Here is a 17,069-nt window from a genome sequence, read left to right as displayed (position 1 = left end):
TTCATTCTCAGTGCATTTTGATGGGCGACTTGATATTCTCGGCGGCAACCCTATTTCATTCATCCTTCGGAGGTTCGCATGGGCCGTCGTTTTGCCCTCGCATTCAGCCTGCTCGGCTGTGCCCTTTCCCTCTCTTCCCCATCCGTCATGGCGGGGGAGCGTATCGTCAGCATAGGCCCGGCCACCACGGAACTCATCCTGGCACTGGGAGGCGAGCAGAGCCTGGTCGCCACCGATGTCAGCAGTCCGGAGCCCAGAGGCGTGCCCAAGGTCGGCTATCACCGTGCCCTCGCCGCCGAAGGGATCCTGAGTCTCTCTCCGACCCTGGTGGTCGGCAGCGACGAGATGGGCCCGAACAGCACGCTTGATCAGTTGCGCCGTGCCAACGTCAAGGTCGAGGTCATGGCCACAGCCCCTACGCTGGCCAACCTCAACGAGCGCATCGATACCCTGGCCCATCTCCTGGGTGACCAGGCGGCAGGGAGCAAGCTCAAGGAGGAGATTGCCGCCCAGAGCGACACCCTGGCGGCGCAGGCGAAGCAGAACAAGCCCCTCAAGGTCGCCTTCCTGCTGCTGCACAAGGGTCAGCCCACCAGCATCGCTGGCGGCAACACCACCGCCAGCGCCCTCGTCACCCTGGCGGGCGGCGTCAATCCGGTGGCTGGGCTCCACGACTACAAGCCCGTTTCCACCGAATCCCTCATCGAGCTGCAACCTGATCTGGTGCTGGTGAGCGGCCGCGACTGGCAGCAGTATCAGGATCCCGACGCCGTCCTGAGCCAGGTGCCCGCCCTGTCAGCCACCCCGGCAGGCAAGAACAAGGCCATCCACGCCATCGACGGACATGCCCTGCAAGGGGGCCTCAGCCTTCGTTCCCTGCAACAGGCGAACCAGATCGCCCAGTGGATCAAGCAGGGTTCCTGATGCGCCTGCCTCTGCCCTGGCTGCTCGCCCTGACCGGCTGCGCGCTGGCGTTGCTGCTGGTCGGGTCCCTCGCGACCGGCCCCATGTCCCTCTCCCTTGGTGAGAGCCTGCGCGCCCTGTTTGCCGGACCACAGAGCGGGATTGAGGCTCACAAATTATTGATCGTGCAGGAGATCCGTCTGCCACGAACCTTGCTCTGCATCGCCGTGGGGGGCATTCTCGGCCTCTGCGGCGCCGTGATGCAGGGACTGTTTCGCAACCCCCTGGCAGACCCCGGCATCATAGGGGTGTCGGGTGGGGCGGCACTCGGCGCGGCCCTGGCCATCGTGTTGCTCGCCCCGTTGGGCTCGCACCTGCAGAGCCTGCTCGGCCTGGGGTTGCTGCCCCTGCTCGCCTTTCTCGGCGGGGCACTCACCACCACGCTTGTCTATCTGCTGGGTACCCGTGAGGGGGGAACCTCGGTCACCGTCATGCTGCTGGCCGGCGTCGCCATCACGGCGCTGTCCGGTGCCGTGATAGGGCTGCTGACTTACCTGGCGGACGATCAGATGCTGCGCAACCTCAGCCTGTGGCAGATGGGGTCGCTGGCCGCGGGCAAGCCGCTGGACGTGGCGCTGGCCCTGGCGACCCTGGCCGCCCTGCTGTGGCTCTTCATGCGCGACGCCAACCCCCTCAACGCCCTGCTGCTGGGAGAGGGAGAGGCCCGTCATCTGGGGGTAAACGTGCAGGCGCTCAAGCGGCGCCAGATCCTGCTCACCGCCGCCGGGGTCGGCGTGGCGGTGGCGGTGGCGGGCATGATCGGCTTCGTCGGCCTGGTGGTGCCTCACCTGGTGCGGCTGCTGGCGGGGCCCAACCATATCCGCCTGCTGCCGCTGTCGGCCCTGCTGGGGGCAGGCCTGCTGCTGGGGGCCGACATGCTGGCCCGCACCCTGCTGGCGCCGGCCGAGCTGCCGGTGGGCATCATCACCGCCCTGATGGGGGCGCCCTTCTTCATCTGGCTCTTGGTCAAGAGCCGCCGGACGCTGTAACAGGAGAACGTCACCTTGCCCGGATCCCCCCCCCTGCTTCTCTGCCGGGAGCTCAGCCTCCGCCTGGGCAACCGCCTCATTCTGGACCGCCTGGATCTCGAGCTGCAGGCCGGCAGTCTGACCGCCCTGCTCGGCCCGAATGGCGCCGGAAAAAGCTCGCTGCTCAAATGCCTGACCGGCGAGCTGGCACATGAGGGAACCATCGCCCTGTTCGGCCAGAAACGCCAGGAGTGGGCCGGCAACGCGCTGGCCCACAGGCTCGGGGTGCTGCCGCAAAGCTCGTCCCTGAGTTTCCCCTTCCTGTGCGAGGAGGTGGTGGCCATGGGGCGACTGCCCCACAGCGAGCCGGCAAGCCGACGCGACGAGATTGTGCGTGCCGCCATGACCCACGCCGGGGTGGATCACCTGACGGGCCGCCTCTACCCCGGCCTCTCCGGCGGGGAGCGCCAGCGGGTGCAGTTCGCCCGGGTGCTGGCCCAGATCTGGCAGGCCCCGGACGAACCGCAGCAAGCGCGGCTGCTGCTGCTCGACGAACCCACCTCGGCCCTCGACCTCAAGTACCAGCACCAGCTGCTCACCATGGCCCGCGCCCTGGCCGGTCGCAACACCGCCGTGCTGGTGGTGCTGCACGACCTCAATCTGGCGGCCCGTTACGCCGATCGGCTGGTGATGCTGGAGCGCGGTCGCCTGATGGCGGACGGCCCCCCGGCCGAGGTGCTCACCCCGGCGCTCATCGCCCGGCTCTACGACTACCCCGCCCAGGTGATCCACCACCCCGAGACGGGACAACCCATGGTGGTGTGATGCCGTTCATCCACCACCCCGAGACGAGGCAGTCCGCCATGGCGGTGTGATGGCGGGCGCATCGCCCTCTCAGTCCACGACCATCCCGTACCAGCCATCCACCACCCCGAGACGGGACAACCCATGGTGGTGTGATTGGCCGGCATATTGGTGAGATTCAGAAACAAACAGAGCGCCCTCGGGCGCTCTGTTTGTTTTTGTCTGCGGGATTGGTCAGGCGATCTGGTAGCGGCCCGGCTTGTGATTGAGTGTCAACACCAGGTTACAGATGATGGCGGCCACCACGGAGAGTACCAGCAGCCAGGGAGAGACCACGAAGAAGGAGGCGACGACGATGGCGCAATCCAGTCCCATCTGCAGCTTGCCTGCCCGGATGCCGAACCTGTCCTGGATGAAGAGCGCCAGGATATTGAAGCCACCCAGGCTCGCCTTGTGGCGGAACATGATGAGCAGTCCCATGCCGATCAGGGTGCCGCCGATCAGCGCCGCATAGACGGGTTCGATCTTGCCGATTTGCAGCACGGCGTTGAGGTGATCCGTCATGAAGGAGACGGTGGCCACGGCGGCAAAGGTATTGAGGGTGAAGCGCGGCCCCATTCTGAGCCAGGCCAGGGCATAGAAAGGCAGGTTCATGGCGAAGAACAGCAGGCCGAAGCTGATGCCGGTCACCTGCTGCAGCAGCAGCGCCAGCCCGGCGGTGCCGCCGGTGAGCAGGCCGACCTGATGGAACAGGAAGATGCCGAGGGAGACGAAGCCTGCCGCGGTCAGCAGGGCGAGCACATCCTCATAGAGCGGGTGTGCAGAGCGGGGGGTGTTGTCCATAACCGGGTGTCCATGCGAAGTGAAAAGAGTGTCTGCCGCCAGCACTGGCGGTGGCGAGCCCCGTGTATCGGGACTTCGTTTATGACCACAGTGTCCGATTTCAGTGAGCCGGATCACAAGACGGTGGCAGTACGCACCAAAATGGTGCTCGTCAGCCCTGCGTTACAACCCCTGCACCAAGATCAGCCACTCTCCCCCGCGCCACCCTGGCCCCAGGCTGAAAAACCGGACGGATCCCGCTGTTACCGACAATGAATCGTTCTAGAATGGGGCCTCGCAAATCTCTGCCCCCAAGGAGTCGCCGCAGATGAGAGTCGCCGTATTCGGAATAGGTTATGTGGGTCTGGTCCAGGCCGCCGTGCTGGCGGAGATGGGTCACAAGGTGATCTGTGTGGATGTGGATGCCGCCAAGGTCGGCCGGCTGAAAGAAGGCATCATCCCCATCTTCGAACCCGGCCTGGCCCCCATGGTGCAGGCCAACCACCAGGCCGGTCGCCTGCACTTCACCACGGACGTGGCCGAGGGGGTGGGCTTCGCCGAGCTTATCTTCATCGCGGTCGGCACCCCGCCGGATGAGGACGGCTCAGCCGATCTGCAGCACGTGCTGGCGGTGGCGGGCACCATAGGCCGCCTGATGGAAACGGGCAAGGTGGTGGTCAACAAGAGCACGGTACCGGTCGGCACCGCGACCAGGGTGCGTCGGCACATCGAGACCATCCTGCACGAGCGCGGCGTCTCGCTGCCGCTCGAGGTGGTCTCCAACCCCGAGTTTCTCAAGGAGGGGGCCGCCGTCAGTGACTGTCTGCGACCGGATCGCATCATCATCGGCACCGGCTCGTCCCATGCCTTCGCCTTGCTGGAGGAGCTCTATGCCCCCTTCAACCGCCAGCATGATCGCATCATCCAGATGGATGAGCGCAGCGCCGAGCTGACCAAGTACGCCGCCAACGCCATGCTGGCCACCAAGATCTCCTTCATGAACGAGATGGCCACCCTGGCCGAAGCCCTGGGCGCCGATATCGAGGCGGTGCGCAAGGGCATAGGCGCCGATCCGCGCATCGGCTACCACTTCATCTATCCGGGCTGCGGCTACGGCGGATCCTGCTTCCCGAAGGACGTGAAGGCGCTGATCCACACCGCCAAGGAGGCGGGCTGCGAGGCGCCGCTGCTGCGCTCGGTGGAGCAGGTCAACGACAGGCAGAAACACAGGCTCGCCGAGCGGCTGCACCAGCACTTCGGTGCCGACTTGAGCGGCCGCACTTTCGCGCTCTGGGGGCTCGCCTTCAAGCCCAACACAGACGACATGCGCGAAGCCCCGAGCAGGGTGCTGATGGAGGCGATCTGGGCGGCAGGAGGCAAGGTGCAGGCGTTCGACCCCGAGGCCATGACCGAGGCCACCCGCCTCTATGGCCAGCGGGCGGACTTGACCCTGTGCGACACCCAGGAAACCGCCCTCCAGGGGGCCGACGCCCTGCTCGTCTGCACCGAGTGGCAACAGTTCCGCGCACCGGATTTCGACCTGCTTCGCCAGACCCTGAAGCAGGCCATCATCTTCGACGGCCGCAACCTCTATGACCCGGCCCGTCTGCGCCAGCGCGGTTTCACCTACTATGCCATCGGCCGTGGCGACAGCCTGGCTCATCAGGAGGAGCGATGAAGTACCTCGTCACCGGCGCCGCCGGTTTCATCGGCTTTCACCTGGCTGGACGGCTGTGCGCCGAGGGCCACGAGGTGGTCGGCATCGACAACCTCAACGACTACTACGAGGTGAGCCTGAAGGAGGCGCGCCTCGCGCGGCTCGGCCCCCTGCCCGGTTTTCGCTTCGAGCGCCTCGATCTCGCCGATCGCACCGCCATGGCCGAGCTGTTCGCCCGGGAGCAATTCGAGCGGGTGATCCACCTCGGCGCCCAGGCCGGGGTCCGCTACTCCCTGGACAACCCCTTTGCCTACGCCGACAGCAACCTCACCGGCACCCTGACCGTGCTGGAGGGGTGCCGCCATCACGGGGTACAGCACCTGGTCTACGCCTCGTCCAGCTCGGTCTATGGCCTCAACGAGCAGATGCCGTTCAAGACCTCGGACGGAGTGGATCACCCTGTCTCTCTCTACGCGGCGAGCAAGAAGGCGGGGGAGCTGATGGCCCACTCCTACTCCCACCTCTACGGTCTGCCCACCACGGGCCTGCGCTTCTTCACCGTCTACGGTCCCTGGGGTCGCCCCGACATGGCGCTGTTCAAGTTCGTGCGCGCCATCCTCAAGGGCGAGCCCATCGACATCTACAACCAGGGCCAGCTCAGCCGGGATTTCACCCATGTGGACGACATCGTGGAGGGGATAGTGCGGGTCGCGGACAGGCCACCGGTCGGCGATGCCAACTGGCAGGGGCAGACGGATGCCAGCCCGGCCCCCTATCGCCTCTTCAACATCGGCAACGGCAGCCCGGTGCGGCTGCTGGACTTCGTGGAGGCCATAGAGACGGCGCTCGGCAAACGGGCCATCCGCAACATGCTGCCCATGCAGCCCGGCGACGTGCTCGCCACCTGGGCCGACACAGAGGCGCTGTTCGAGGCGACCGGCTATCGCCCCAAGGTAGGGTTGACCGAAGGGGTCGAGAGCTTTGTGAAGTGGTACAGGGAGTACTACAGGATCTGACCGCACAGGATCATCCAATAGAAAGGGGCTGCCAATGGCAGCCCCTCTGTTTATCCGGCTTATCCGTCTGCTGTCCGGGCTCAGGGCCCGGGGGTATAGCTGTAGGGCGCTATCTGTGGGCTGAGACCGCGACAGGCCGGCTTGAGGGCCTCAGGCCCGGCCAGCAGCCAGTCGGTGCGGTGGCGGTTGCCGAGGTTCTCCATGCGATCTGCGTCGAAGCAGACCGCCATCAGATCGGCGGCGCCCAGCACCCAGCGACCGGGAGCGGCCGCAATCCAGGCCGCCGCCTCGCGCGCCTGCTCCCCATCCCCCATCAGATAAGGGTAATGCCGCAGGGGCCGTTGGCTGAACAGCAGGTGCTGCTCCTTGAAGCCGGCCAGTAGCAGCTCGTTCCCCGCAGGCACCCGCTCCGCCGCCAGCGCCATCACCCCCTCCGGGGTGCGCATGTCGTTGAGCCTCACGCAGATCCAGCTGGAGTAGATGAGCCACCCCACCGCCAGCGAACAGAGGAGGGCACTGAGCGGCGCCCGGCGCAGCAGCGCATTGACCAGCAGCAGCGCCCCTCCCATCGCCAGCAGGGGCAGCCAGGGGGCCGGGCCCAGATCCCCCAGTCTGCTCGCCAGCCTGGCGCTGAAGGCCAGCGCCCCCGCCCCGCCCACACAGATGATCCCCAGCAGCCAGCCAAGCCCCCCCAGCAGGCGAGCGGGCCAGACCCGCGCCAGCAGATCGGCGACGAAGGGAGCCGTCAGCAGGGCCAGCGCCGGCGTACCCGGCGTGACATAGACGCCGCGCTTGCCCGGCGAGGCCGAGAAGAAGAGGATCACCAGCACCAGGTAACCGAGCAGCAATATGATGCGCCTGTCCTGCCCCTGGATGGCCTTGCGCCAGGCCACCACCAGCCAGGGCAGCAGCAGGGAGAGCGGCAGCCAGAATGGCGGGATCACCGAGGTGAGGTAGTACCAGAAGGGTTTGACGTGGTGCCAGGCGTTGGCATAGCGGGTCACCGTCTGGCGCAGCAGTATGTTGTCCCGGTAGGCCTGCAGCACGGGATCCCCGCTCTGGGCCACGGCGAGCAACATGGGCACCAGCCAGAGAGCGATGGCCAGCACCATAAAGAGCGGCCCCGCCAGCCCCTTGAGCCAATCGCCCCTGGTGGCGGTGCGGATCTTCTCCCTGTGGGTCCAGACGGCCGGGATCAGGATCAGCAGGGCCAGCAGCCCCACCCCCTTGGTGATGATGCCGAGCCCGGCGGCGAACCAGCCGAGCCAGTACCAACGCCAACCGCCACCACAGAGCAGGAAGCGGACGAAGCCATAGACCCCCAAAGTGATGAAGAAGGTGACCAGCGCATCGATCTGCGCCGTCTTGGCCTGCAGGGTGAACTGGACAGTAAAGAGCAGCAGCAGACCGGCCATGAAGCCGACCTGTGCGCTCCACAGCCGGCGCCCCAGATCCCACACCAGCGCGATGGTCAGCAGGCCCGCCAGCAGGGAGGGCAGCAGGAAGGCCACCTTGATGGAACCGGTCAGCAGATACCCTATCGCTATCCCCCACATAAACAGGGGGGGCTTGTCCGGGTAGATCTCGCCGCCGCGCATGGGGAAGAGCCACTGGCCGCTCTCCACCATCTCCTTGGCGATCAGGGCGAAGCGCGGCTCGTCGGCGGGCCAGGGATCCCGCAGGCCGAGGCCCGCCCCCAGCACCACCAGGGCGATCAGCAGCAGCCAGCCTAGCGATTCCTGCCTGAGCAGATAACGATCATTTACCATGACGAACCTCATAGTCGTCGACGACCTTGTCCCGCTTCCACCCTCTGTGCTGGATGTCCAGATAGAGGCTGTAGAGGGCGGTAAAGGTGGGGAAGAGGTTCTGCAGCACGCCGACGGAGTCCTGCTTGGGGGAGAAGATGAAGTAGCTGAGCGTCATCAGGCTGCCGAGCACGCTCATGTACCAGAACAGGCGGGGAATGACGGGCCGGCCGGCCCGCTTCGAGGCCAGGAACTGCACCAGCCAGCGCCCGCCGAACATGAGCGCCCCCGTGTAGCCGATGAGCTTCCAGCCGGTGACATGCAGACCCGTCCAGTCAAACCAGGTCAGCTCCATGGAAAGCAGGGCATCGATCATCGCCGCCCTCCCCGGTTCAACCAGCCGACATGGGGGGCGACCTCATCCCGGTCCGGCCAGACCGATGACAACGAAAGCAGGGTGTCCATCACTCCAGCATCTCCCGGATCTCGACCACCTTGGAGCGACGCTGCAACCACCAGACGCCGACCACGTCCACCAGCCCGACCCAGAGCCGGTTCCAGACGCCGTACTTGGAAACGCCCGCCTGCCGCGGCCTGTGGTTGACCGGCCAGGGGGACATGCGGCCCCCCTGGGCCTGGATCAGGGCCGGGATGTAGCGGTGCATGTGGTTGAAGCCGGGCAGGCGCAGATACCAGTCGCGGCGCACCACCTTGAGGCCGCAGCCGGTATCCGGGATGCCGTCCCGCAGCAGCAGATCGCGAAAACCGTTCGCCAGCCTGGACGAGAGACGCTTCACCCAGTCATCCCGGCGAGTGACACGGTGGCCGATGAGCCCGACCTGATTCCTGTCCGCCGCGAAACGGCGCTTGGCCTCCTCCAGCATGGCGGGAATGTCCGCCGGATCGTTCTGGCCGTCGCCGTCCAGCACCACCAGCCAGTCGCCGCGCCCCTGGCGCACCCCGCTCAGCACCGCCATGCTCTGGCCGACGGCCCTGGCGTGGCGCACCACCCGCAGCCTGGTGAAGCGGGACTTCAGCTCGCACAGCAGGGCATAACTGTCATCCTCGCTGCCATCATCCACGTAGATCAATTCGTACTCGTATCCGCCCCCCAGAGCGGCGTCTATTTCACTGATGAGGGGAGCCAGATTGTCCCGTTCATCCTTGGCTGGTACTACGACTGACACATCGACTGAATCACCCATATGAGCTTCCCGACAAAGAAAATAATCCAAGGGATCCTGTTGCGCACATCATGAAGAAGGTGGACTGAGCGCCAGAACCCGCACAAATACAAGGTATTACATCATGATGATCGCCGTCTATCACCCGACAACTAACAATCGCATCAACTAAGAGGGGCAGCACAACAGCGCGGCCCTGCCCGCACCTCAGGTCGTCACCACCAGCAGAATCTTCTCCCGCCTAAAAGTTCCATACCGTTTTCGTCTCTGATGATCTGACACATAACCACATGTTCCATCGTCTGGCTGGCAGCCACCCCGTGGAGAACCTATATCTTCCGGACAAGCCAACGAGGTAACCATCATGCAGAGACTCTGCGCCTGGGGCTGGGGGCTGCTCCTGCTGTTGACCACGGCATCGGCCCATGCCGATGCATTTCGCCAGGCCCCCAAGGCGATGAGCGCCCTGCGCCAGGGCGCCGCCATGGAGCGCGGCAACCCGAGGCAGGCCATCGCCCACTACTGCACCGCCGCCAGCCTGGGCAACCCGGAAGCCTACTACCGCATCGGTCGCCTGCTGGCTCGCGGCCCCCAGGGGATACGCAACGCCCGCCACGCGAACGCCTACCTGGCCATGGCCATGCGCCTCGGCAATCAACAGGCCGCCCGCTACTACAACGAGCGGGTCGGCAACGCCCCCCTCGGCACCTGTGGCGTCGGTGGCAGCGGAGGCGGCGCGCCCTGGGTGCGGCCCAGCACCCCCTTCGATCAGGACAGCTACCTGGCCCGCCAATCCACGAGCAAGCAGCAGCTGGCCAGCATGATCCGCCAGGCGGCCAAGCGCCACAGAGTCAACCCCCAGCTGGCGCTGGCCATCGCCATCGCCGAGTCCAATCTGAACAGTGCCGCCGTCTCCCCCAAGCAGGCGCAGGGGGTCATGCAGCTCATCCCCGAAACCCAGGCCCGTTTCGGCGTGACCCGGCCGTTCGACGCCCGGCAGAACATTCGTGGCGCCATGATCTACCTGAAGTGGCTGGAGAAGCAGTTTGGCCCGGACTGGGTCAGGATCAGCGCCGCCTACAACGCCGGGGAGCAGGCCGTCCTGCGCCACGGCGGCGTGCCCCCCTATCGGGAGACCCAGGAGTACGTGCAGCGGGTGCTCTACTACTCGGGGCAGGATCCGGCCAAGGAGCGCCGGCTGCCACGCTGAGCACCACCCACCGGCCATCTCATCCGCACGAATCCTATCGGGCCAGGCTTAAGGAAATCTTAAGACAGGGCCCGGCACGCTCCTGTCCGCTGCCGCCTCTCGGCCGCTCGCCAGCCCCCTGGCTCCCCGCTCCCCGGCTTTGCCGCCCCCTCCCCATTGGTTTACAATCGACGGGTTTTTTGGAACCGGGTTGACGGCCCGTCGACCCGGCCCCACCACGACATCAGTCTGTTAATGTCACGACATTAAACTGCTGAAAAGGAAGAGAATTAGCCAATGGCTCAATTTATTTACACCATGAACAGGGTCGGCAAGGTAGTGCCGCCCAAGCGTCATATTCTCAAGAACATCTCCCTCTCCTTCTTCCCGGGCGCCAAGATAGGCGTGCTGGGTCTGAACGGCGCCGGTAAATCCACCCTGCTGCGCATCATGGCCGGGATCGACACCGAGATCGAAGGGGAAGCCCGCCCGCAGCCAGGCATCAAGATCGGCTACCTGCCCCAGGAGCCCAAGCTGGATCCGGAGCAGACGGTGCGCGAGGCGGTCGAAGAGGCGGTCGGCGAGGTGAAACGCGCCATGGCGCGCCTCGACGAGGTCTATGCGGCCTACGCCGATCCGGACGCCGACTTCGACAAGCTGGCCCGCGAGCAGGGCGAGCTGGAGGCCATCATCGCCGCCCAGGGCGGCCACAACATGGAAAACCAGCTGGAGCGCGCGGCCGACGCCCTGCGCCTGCCGGCCTGGGATGCCCAGATCAAGCACCTCTCCGGGGGTGAGCGCCGCCGCGTGGCCCTGTGCCGCCTGTTGCTGGAAAAGCCGGACATGCTGCTGCTGGACGAACCGACCAACCACCTGGATGCGGAATCCGTGGCCTGGCTGGAGCGCTTCCTGCACGACTACGAGGGGACTGTCGTGGCCATCACCCACGACCGCTACTTCCTCGACAACGTGGCGGGCTGGATCCTGGAGCTGGACCGCGGCGAAGGCATCCCCTGGGAGGGCAACTACTCCTCCTGGCTGGAGCAGAAAGACGCCCGTCTGGCCCAGGAAGCGAGTTCCGAAGCCGCCCGTCGCAAGTCCATCGAGAAGGAGCTGGAGTGGGTTCGCCAGAACCCCAAGGGCCGTCAGGCCAAGTCCAAGGCCCGTATGGCTCGCTTCGAGGAGCTCAACACCAACGACTACCAGAAGCGCAACGAGACCAACGAGCTGTTCATTCCGCCCGGACCCCGCCTCGGCGACAAGGTGGTCGAGGTGGCCAACCTCTGCAAGTCCTATGGCGACCGCCAGCTGATCGACGATCTCTCCTTCTCCATTCCGAAGGGCGCCATCGTCGGCATCATTGGCCCGAACGGTGCCGGTAAATCGACCCTGTTCCGCATGATGTCGGGTCAGGAGCAACCGGACTCCGGTTCCATCACCCTGGGTGACACCGTGGTGCTGGCCTCGGTGGATCAGTTCCGCGACCAGATGAACGACAAGAAGACGGTGTTCGAGGAAGTCGCCGACGGCCAGGATATCCTGCGCATCGGCAACTACGAGTTCCCGAGCCGTGCCTATATCGGCCGCTTCAACTTCAAGGGTTCCGACCAGCAGAAGCGGGTTGGCGAGCTCTCCGGTGGCGAGCGTGGTCGTCTGCACCTGGCCAAGCTGCTGCAGACCGGCGGCAACGTGCTGCTGCTGGACGAACCGACCAACGATCTGGACATCGAAACCCTGCGCGCCCTGGAGAACGCTCTGCTGGAGTTCCCCGGCTGTGCCATGGTCATCTCCCACGACCGCTGGTTCCTCGACCGCATCGCCACCCACATCCTGGACTACCAGGACGAGGGCAAGATCGAGTTCTTCGAGGGCAACTTCACCGAATACGAAGAGTGGAAGAAGAAGACCTATGGCGCCGAGGCCGTCCAGCCGCGCCGTGCCAAGTACAAGCGCATCGCCAAGTAAAGGGGACGATTGGTGCGGCCAGCCGCACCGTGTCCATTGCGACAAGCGAGCTGCATATGCGGACAAGGGGAGCCCGGGCTCCCCTTTTTATCGCCTCCTGGCTTACAATTCCCCTCCCTACCCTGGCAGCATAGAACCATGACCCAACCCACCACGACCAGACTCACCATCCAGATCCGGATCGAACCCGGCTGTCTGGGTCCGGATGGCAAGCAGCACATCGACACCTTCTGCACCGCGGCCAGCCGGGTCTTTGCCGCCATCGAACCCGGGCGGATCAGCTGGGTGCTGCTCCCCCGCCACGACAAGCAGTTGCCGGAGCAGGAGTTCCTCATCGAGGGGCGCAAGTTGAGCGATGCGCAAGCCGGCCTGTTGCTGCAGCGCATGGGCGCGAGTCTGGCTCCCTTGCTGGAGCAGAGCGATGCCGTGCTGAGCCAGCTTATCGAGCGCTACCTGAAGAGCCGTTGATGGCCCCCACAGAGAAGGTTCTATCGAGCCCCGTTTTTCCCCCTCCAAGGGCAAACGTTTGAATTTTTGCTCTATTCATTGATCCGCCTCGCAGATCCGGGGTTTGTAAACGCCGCCGCCTGTGTGAAAATGTGCGCGCTGTCACGGTATCAGGACGAGTCTGGTCACTTCATCGCCAGAGACAGAGCCCTTCACCCCGCATGGATGGGTGCGGCCCCCTGCTGCCTATTTCACGTCACCCATTGGAATCCAACATGAATCAACCACATCACGCTACCGGGCAGACCGCCAGCCCGGCTGCCGGGCAAGGATTGCTCGAGCGTCTGTTTGCCCTGAAAGGCCACGGCACCACTGCCCGCACCGAGGTCATCGCCGGCATCACCACCTTCCTGACCATGGTCTATATCGTGTTCGTCAACCCGCAGATCCTCTCTGCGGCGGGCATGGACACCCAGGCCGTGTTCGTCACCACCTGCCTCATCGCCGGCATCGGCAGCATCCTGATGGGCCTGCTGGCCAATCTGCCCATCGCCCTGGCACCCGCCATGGGCCTGAACGCCTTCTTCGCCTTCGTGGTGGTGGCCGGCATGGGCTACTCCTGGCAGGTCGGCATGGGCACCATCTTCTGGGGCGCCCTGGGGCTCTTGATCCTCACCCTGCTGCGGGTGCGCTACTGGCTCATCGCCAACATACCGCTCACCCTGCGGGTCGGCATCACCGCCGGCATCGGCCTGCTGATCGCCCTGCTCGGCCTGCACAATGCCGGCATCGTGGTCGCAAGCCCCGCGACCATGGTGACCGTGGGGGACCTCACCTCCCTGCCCTGCCTGCTGGGGCTGCTCGGCTTCTTCCTGATCTGCATCTTCTCCGCCCGCGGCGTCCACTCCGCCGTGCTGATCGCCATCGTGGTCACCACGGCGCTGGGCTGGCTGTTCGGGGATGTCACCTTCAAGGGGTTCGTCTCGGTGCCGCCCAGCATTGCCCCCGTCTTCGGCCAGCTGGATCTGATGGGGTCGCTGGACATCAGCCTCGCCGGGATCATCTTCTCCTTTATGCTGGTCAACCTGTTCGACTCTTCCGGCACCCTGATCGGCGTTACCAACCGCGCCAAGCTGGCCGATGACAGGGGCCACTTCCCGCGCATGAAGCAGGCCCTGGTGGTGGACAGCGTGAGCTCCGTCGGCGGCGCCTTTATGGGCACCTCGTCCGTGACGGCCTACATCGAGAGCAGCTCAGGCGTCGCCGTCGGCGGTCGCACCGGTCTGACCGCCATCGTGGTGGGCATCCTGTTCCTGCTGGCCATCTTCTTCTCCCCGGTCGCCGCCATGGTGCCGGCCTACGCCGCCGCCGGCGCCCTTATCTACGTGGGCGTGCTGATGTGCTCCGAGCTGACCCGGGTGAAGTGGGAAGACCTGACCGAGGCGGTGCCGGCCTTCATGACCGCCGTCATGATGCCGTTCAGCTTCTCCATCACCGAGGGGATCGCCGTGGGCTTCATCTCCTACTGCGTGATGAAGGCGGGCACCGGCCGCTGGCGCGAGATCAACCCCTGCGTGCTGGTGGTCGCCCTGCTGTTCGTGCTCAAGTTCGTCTGGGTCGACAGCCACTGATCCCGACCCGCGCAGACAAAAATGCCCGTCATCGACGGGCATTTTTTTATGGCCGGGGGCCGGCGCAGAATCAACGGATGCCGCGGGCCTCTCGGATCCACTCCCAAGCCTGCTGGATCTCCTGGGCCTTCTCCTTGGCCATCTCCATCATCTCCGGCGGCAGCCCCTTGGCGGCCAGCTTGTCCGGGTGGTGCTTGCTCATCTCCTTGCGATAGGCGCGCTTGATCTCCTGATCGCTGTCGCTCTCGCTCACCCCCAGCAGCTGGTAGGCGTCCTTGAGGCGGTCCCGGGAAGGGGGCTCCTGCCGGTATTGCTGCCCCTGCCCACCGCCCTGCTGCTGGCGATGGAAGAAGTTCATCTGGGCCTCGGCCATCGCCAGGATCCGTGCCAGCTCGATGCGGCTGAAGCCCAGCTCGTCGGCGATGGTCTGCAGGATGGCGCGCTCGTTGGCCTCCACCTTGCCATCGGCAAAGGCGGCCTGCAGCTGCACCTCGAGGAAGAAGCGCAGGATGTCGCGCTGCCCCAGGCTCGCCTGGCGGAACTCCGCCAGGGTGTCCCGCAGCGGGAAGTCGCTCTCCTTGCCAAGGCGGAACGACTCCTGGGCCCGCACCCGCTGCTCGCCAGAGAGGCGCATCCTGTCCATCAGGTTGGAGGCGACCCGGATCTCGTGCTCCGTGACCTGGCCGCTCGCCTTGGCGATGTGACCCATGACGGCGAAGGTGGCGTGGAAGAAGACCGCCTGTTGCTGCTGGCTGGGGGCGCGGCGGAAACTCATGCCCATGCCCCGATCGAAACGGTGGCCTATCCAGAGGCCGAGCAGGGCACCGAAGATGTTGCCGAGCAGAAAACCGAAGAAGGTGCCAAGCACCTTACCCCAAATACGCATGGTTCAAGACCTCGTGATGTTAGTGAGTGCCGGCAAGCAGTTGCTCATCCAGCGCGCGCAGCCGCTCCACTGTGCCGATGTCGCGCCACTCGCCAGCCAGCAGGCTGCCACCCACCCGTCCCAGCGCCATCCAGTCGCGCAGCAGGGGGGCCAGCTTGCGCGCCCCGCAGGGCAAGCCGGCAAAGGCGGCGGGGTGATAGAGGCCGACGCCGCTGAAGGTGAGGGCCGGGGTGTCCAGCACCCGACCCGCTTGCAGGGAGAAGTCCCCTTGCGGATGCTGGGGAGGGTTGGGCACCAGCCAGAGGTGGGCGAGATCGTCCCCAAGCGGCTGGTTCACCAGAGCGCGATAATCCAGGTCGAGCCAGGTATCGCCGTTGATCACCAGAAAGGGTTCGCAGCCCAGCAGGGGCAGCGCCTGCACGATGCCGCCGGCGGTCTCGAGCGCGCTCTCTTCGGCCGACCAGTGGATGGATACCCCGAGCGCACTGCCATCGCCGAGGGCCGCCACCAGCTTGTGTCCGAGCCAGGCGTGGTTGATGACAAGTGTGGTCACGCCGGCTGCCTTGAGTTTTTCGATATGGTGCACGATGAGCGGCTTGCCCCCCGCCGCCAGCAGCGGCTTGGGCAGCAGATCGGTGAGCGGACGCATCCGCTCGCCGCGCCCGGCGGCCAGGATCATCGCCTTCATGGTGTCACCCCGGTGCGCGCCAATCCGGGCAGCACCACCTGCTCCAGCCACTGGCCGAAGCGGGCCAGCACCGGATAGGCGGCGCCATGGCTGCGACAGACATCAACGACGTAGCCCAGGGTACGGGGAATGTCCTTGAGGTAGCCGGACTTGCCATCGCGGTGATAGAGGCGGGTGAAGATGCCCGCCGCCTTGAGATGACGCTGCATGCCGGTGAGATCGGCTGCGCGACGAAACGCGGCATAGTCCAGATTGCCGAGCAGGCCGGCCCCTTGCAGGGTGTCGAAGCCAAGTCGCATGCCCTGCTCGATCACCACGTCCGGCCAGCGCACGTAGCAATCTTTGAGCAGGGAGACCAGGTCATAGCTCAGCGGCCCGATGACCATGTCCTGGAAGTCGATAAGGGCGAGGTCGCTCTCCTTCGGGTTCATCCCGCCGCACACCATCAGGTTGCGGCTGTGGAAGTCCCGGTGCATCACTCCTTGTGGCTGGGCCAGGTTGCTCGCCGTGAGGCAGGCGAAGGTCTCCGCCAGCAACTGCTGCTCTTCATCGCTCAGGGCCAGTTGCAGGTGATGTCCCAGCAACCACTCGGGGAAGATGGCATTTTCCCGGGCCATGAAGGCCTCATCGAAGGGCTCGAGCTCGAGCGCCACGGCGCCGAGCCCTGGCAGCAGGGCGATGGCCTTGCCATACCAGGCCAGTACGCTCTCTTCGTTGAGGCAGCCGATAAGCTGGGTATCCCCCAGATCCGTCACCGCCAGCAATCCCTGCTCGTAGTCGACCCCCTTTACCTCGGGGGCCAGCAGCCCCGCATCGTGCAGGGCGGCCGCATTGCGAACGAATTCATGATTTTTTTCGGTTTTCGGATTAGCATCCACCCACACCAGACCGCCGCCCCGGAAGTAGCGGCGGAAACTGGCGTCACCGGAAATAAGCGTCAACGAGAGGTTGGCGTCACCGGAAATCCGGCGAGCCCATTGCAAAAGCAGGGAAGCGCGATCGTGCATGAGTCGGGAACCAAATTGGAAAGCAGCACTTGGCTGTTAGCCCTGGCCGCAATAATGCTTTATCATTGCCGGCTAACATAAAGCAATGACATGC

Annotated in this window: 16 protein-coding genes; 9 read left to right on the top strand and 7 right to left on the bottom strand. The window is 65.3% G+C overall.

The window, feature by feature from the left end; all coding sequences use genetic code 11:
- Positions 1-78 precede the first annotated feature (78 nt).
- The 3 genes from MUW49_RS11315 to MUW49_RS11305 are packed head-to-tail and all read left to right on the top strand — an operon-like array spanning position 79 to position 2,756.
- Positions 79-924, top strand: a complete 846-nt coding sequence (locus tag MUW49_RS11315) for an ABC transporter substrate-binding protein (RefSeq protein WP_103260746.1) — start codon at positions 79-81, stop codon at positions 922-924.
- Positions 921-1,952 carry an iron ABC transporter permease gene (locus tag MUW49_RS11310; protein ID WP_201964183.1) on the top strand — a complete coding sequence of 344 codons (1,032 nt, stop codon included), beginning with the start codon at positions 921-923 and terminating at the stop codon, positions 1,950-1,952. The genes MUW49_RS11315 and MUW49_RS11310 overlap by 4 nt, the downstream gene beginning before the upstream one ends.
- A gap of 15 nt (positions 1,953-1,967) precedes the next feature.
- On the top strand, positions 1,968-2,756 hold the full coding sequence (locus MUW49_RS11305) for a heme ABC transporter ATP-binding protein (protein WP_201964167.1): 789 nt from the start codon (positions 1,968-1,970) through the stop codon (positions 2,754-2,756).
- Between the two features lie 213 nt (positions 2,757-2,969).
- Here the strand turns inward: MUW49_RS11305 and MUW49_RS11300 are convergent, their stop codons facing one another.
- Positions 2,970-3,578: a YitT family protein gene (locus tag MUW49_RS11300; protein WP_043152597.1), complete on the bottom strand. Its 609-nt coding sequence runs from the start codon at positions 3,576-3,578 to the stop codon at positions 2,970-2,972.
- A 307-nt stretch (positions 3,579-3,885) separates the two neighbouring features.
- Here MUW49_RS11300 and MUW49_RS11295 point away from each other — a divergent pair, with 307 nt between their 5' ends.
- Together MUW49_RS11295 and MUW49_RS11290 are read left to right on the top strand one after the other, a co-directional pair.
- The gene (locus tag MUW49_RS11295) at positions 3,886-5,235 is read left to right on the top strand and encodes a UDP-glucose/GDP-mannose dehydrogenase family protein (protein WP_244812804.1); all 1,350 of its coding nucleotides are present in this window, start codon (positions 3,886-3,888) and stop codon (positions 5,233-5,235) included.
- Positions 5,232-6,230, top strand: coding sequence for an NAD-dependent epimerase (locus MUW49_RS11290; RefSeq protein ID WP_201964169.1), 999 nt, complete (start codon positions 5,232-5,234; stop codon positions 6,228-6,230). The genes MUW49_RS11295 and MUW49_RS11290 overlap by 4 nt, the downstream gene beginning before the upstream one ends.
- Before the next feature lie 80 nt (positions 6,231-6,310).
- Here the strand turns inward: MUW49_RS11290 and MUW49_RS11285 are convergent, their stop codons facing one another.
- The 3 genes from MUW49_RS11285 to MUW49_RS11275 all read right to left on the bottom strand — a co-directional run bounded on the left by MUW49_RS11285 (position 6,311) and on the right by MUW49_RS11275 (position 9,183).
- Complete coding sequence (locus MUW49_RS11285) at positions 6,311-7,999, bottom strand: glycosyltransferase family 39 protein (protein WP_234917413.1); 1,689 nt, start codon at positions 7,997-7,999, stop codon at positions 6,311-6,313.
- Positions 7,989-8,354: a lipid-A-disaccharide synthase N-terminal domain-containing protein gene (locus tag MUW49_RS11280; protein ID WP_042075006.1), complete on the bottom strand. Its 366-nt coding sequence runs from the start codon at positions 8,352-8,354 to the stop codon at positions 7,989-7,991. The genes MUW49_RS11285 and MUW49_RS11280 overlap by 11 nt, the downstream gene beginning before the upstream one ends.
- Before the next feature lie 88 nt (positions 8,355-8,442).
- Positions 8,443-9,183: a glycosyltransferase gene (locus MUW49_RS11275; protein WP_201964171.1), complete on the bottom strand. Its 741-nt coding sequence runs from the start codon at positions 9,181-9,183 to the stop codon at positions 8,443-8,445.
- A 343-nt stretch (positions 9,184-9,526) separates the two neighbouring features.
- Here MUW49_RS11275 and MUW49_RS11270 point away from each other — a divergent pair, with 343 nt between their 5' ends.
- The 4 genes from MUW49_RS11270 to MUW49_RS11255 all read left to right on the top strand — a co-directional run bounded on the left by MUW49_RS11270 (position 9,527) and on the right by MUW49_RS11255 (position 14,394).
- A complete protein-coding gene (locus tag MUW49_RS11270) occupies positions 9,527-10,372 on the top strand; it encodes a lytic transglycosylase domain-containing protein (RefSeq protein ID WP_042075010.1) in 846 nt (281 codons plus the stop codon).
- A 276-nt stretch (positions 10,373-10,648) separates the two neighbouring features.
- Positions 10,649-12,316, top strand: a complete 1,668-nt coding sequence (gene ettA, locus MUW49_RS11265; RefSeq protein WP_043152583.1) for an energy-dependent translational throttle protein EttA — start codon at positions 10,649-10,651, stop codon at positions 12,314-12,316.
- 138 nt (positions 12,317-12,454) lie between these two features.
- Positions 12,455-12,784, top strand: coding sequence for a hypothetical protein (locus tag MUW49_RS11260; protein WP_201964172.1), 330 nt, complete (start codon positions 12,455-12,457; stop codon positions 12,782-12,784).
- A gap of 254 nt (positions 12,785-13,038) precedes the next feature.
- Positions 13,039-14,394 carry an NCS2 family permease gene (locus MUW49_RS11255; protein WP_244812802.1) on the top strand — a complete coding sequence of 452 codons (1,356 nt, stop codon included), beginning with the start codon at positions 13,039-13,041 and terminating at the stop codon, positions 14,392-14,394.
- Positions 14,395-14,464: 70 nt separating this feature from the next.
- Here MUW49_RS11255 and djlA read toward each other — a convergent pair whose 3' ends face one another.
- From djlA to MUW49_RS11240, 3 genes are read right to left on the bottom strand one after another with little or no spacing between them, the layout of a single operon-like run.
- A complete protein-coding gene (gene djlA, locus MUW49_RS11250) occupies positions 14,465-15,280 on the bottom strand; it encodes a co-chaperone DjlA (protein ID WP_244812800.1) in 816 nt (271 codons plus the stop codon).
- Between the two features lie 19 nt (positions 15,281-15,299).
- Positions 15,300-15,968 (bottom strand): N-acetylmuramate alpha-1-phosphate uridylyltransferase MurU, encoded by a 669-nt coding sequence (gene murU / locus MUW49_RS11245; protein WP_244812798.1) that lies wholly within the window; start codon positions 15,966-15,968, stop codon positions 15,300-15,302.
- Complete coding sequence (locus MUW49_RS11240; protein WP_119197360.1) at positions 15,965-16,975, bottom strand: phosphotransferase; 1,011 nt, start codon at positions 16,973-16,975, stop codon at positions 15,965-15,967. Before MUW49_RS11240 ends, murU begins: the two co-directional genes overlap by 4 nt.
- Positions 16,976-17,069 lie beyond the last annotated feature (94 nt).

The organism is Aeromonas sp. LsrichE-8G (genome assembly GCF_022869435.1).
GTDB classification, from domain to species: domain Bacteria; phylum Pseudomonadota; class Gammaproteobacteria; order Enterobacterales; family Aeromonadaceae; genus Aeromonas; species Aeromonas caviae.
This window is presented reverse-complemented; position numbering and strand designations above follow the sequence as displayed.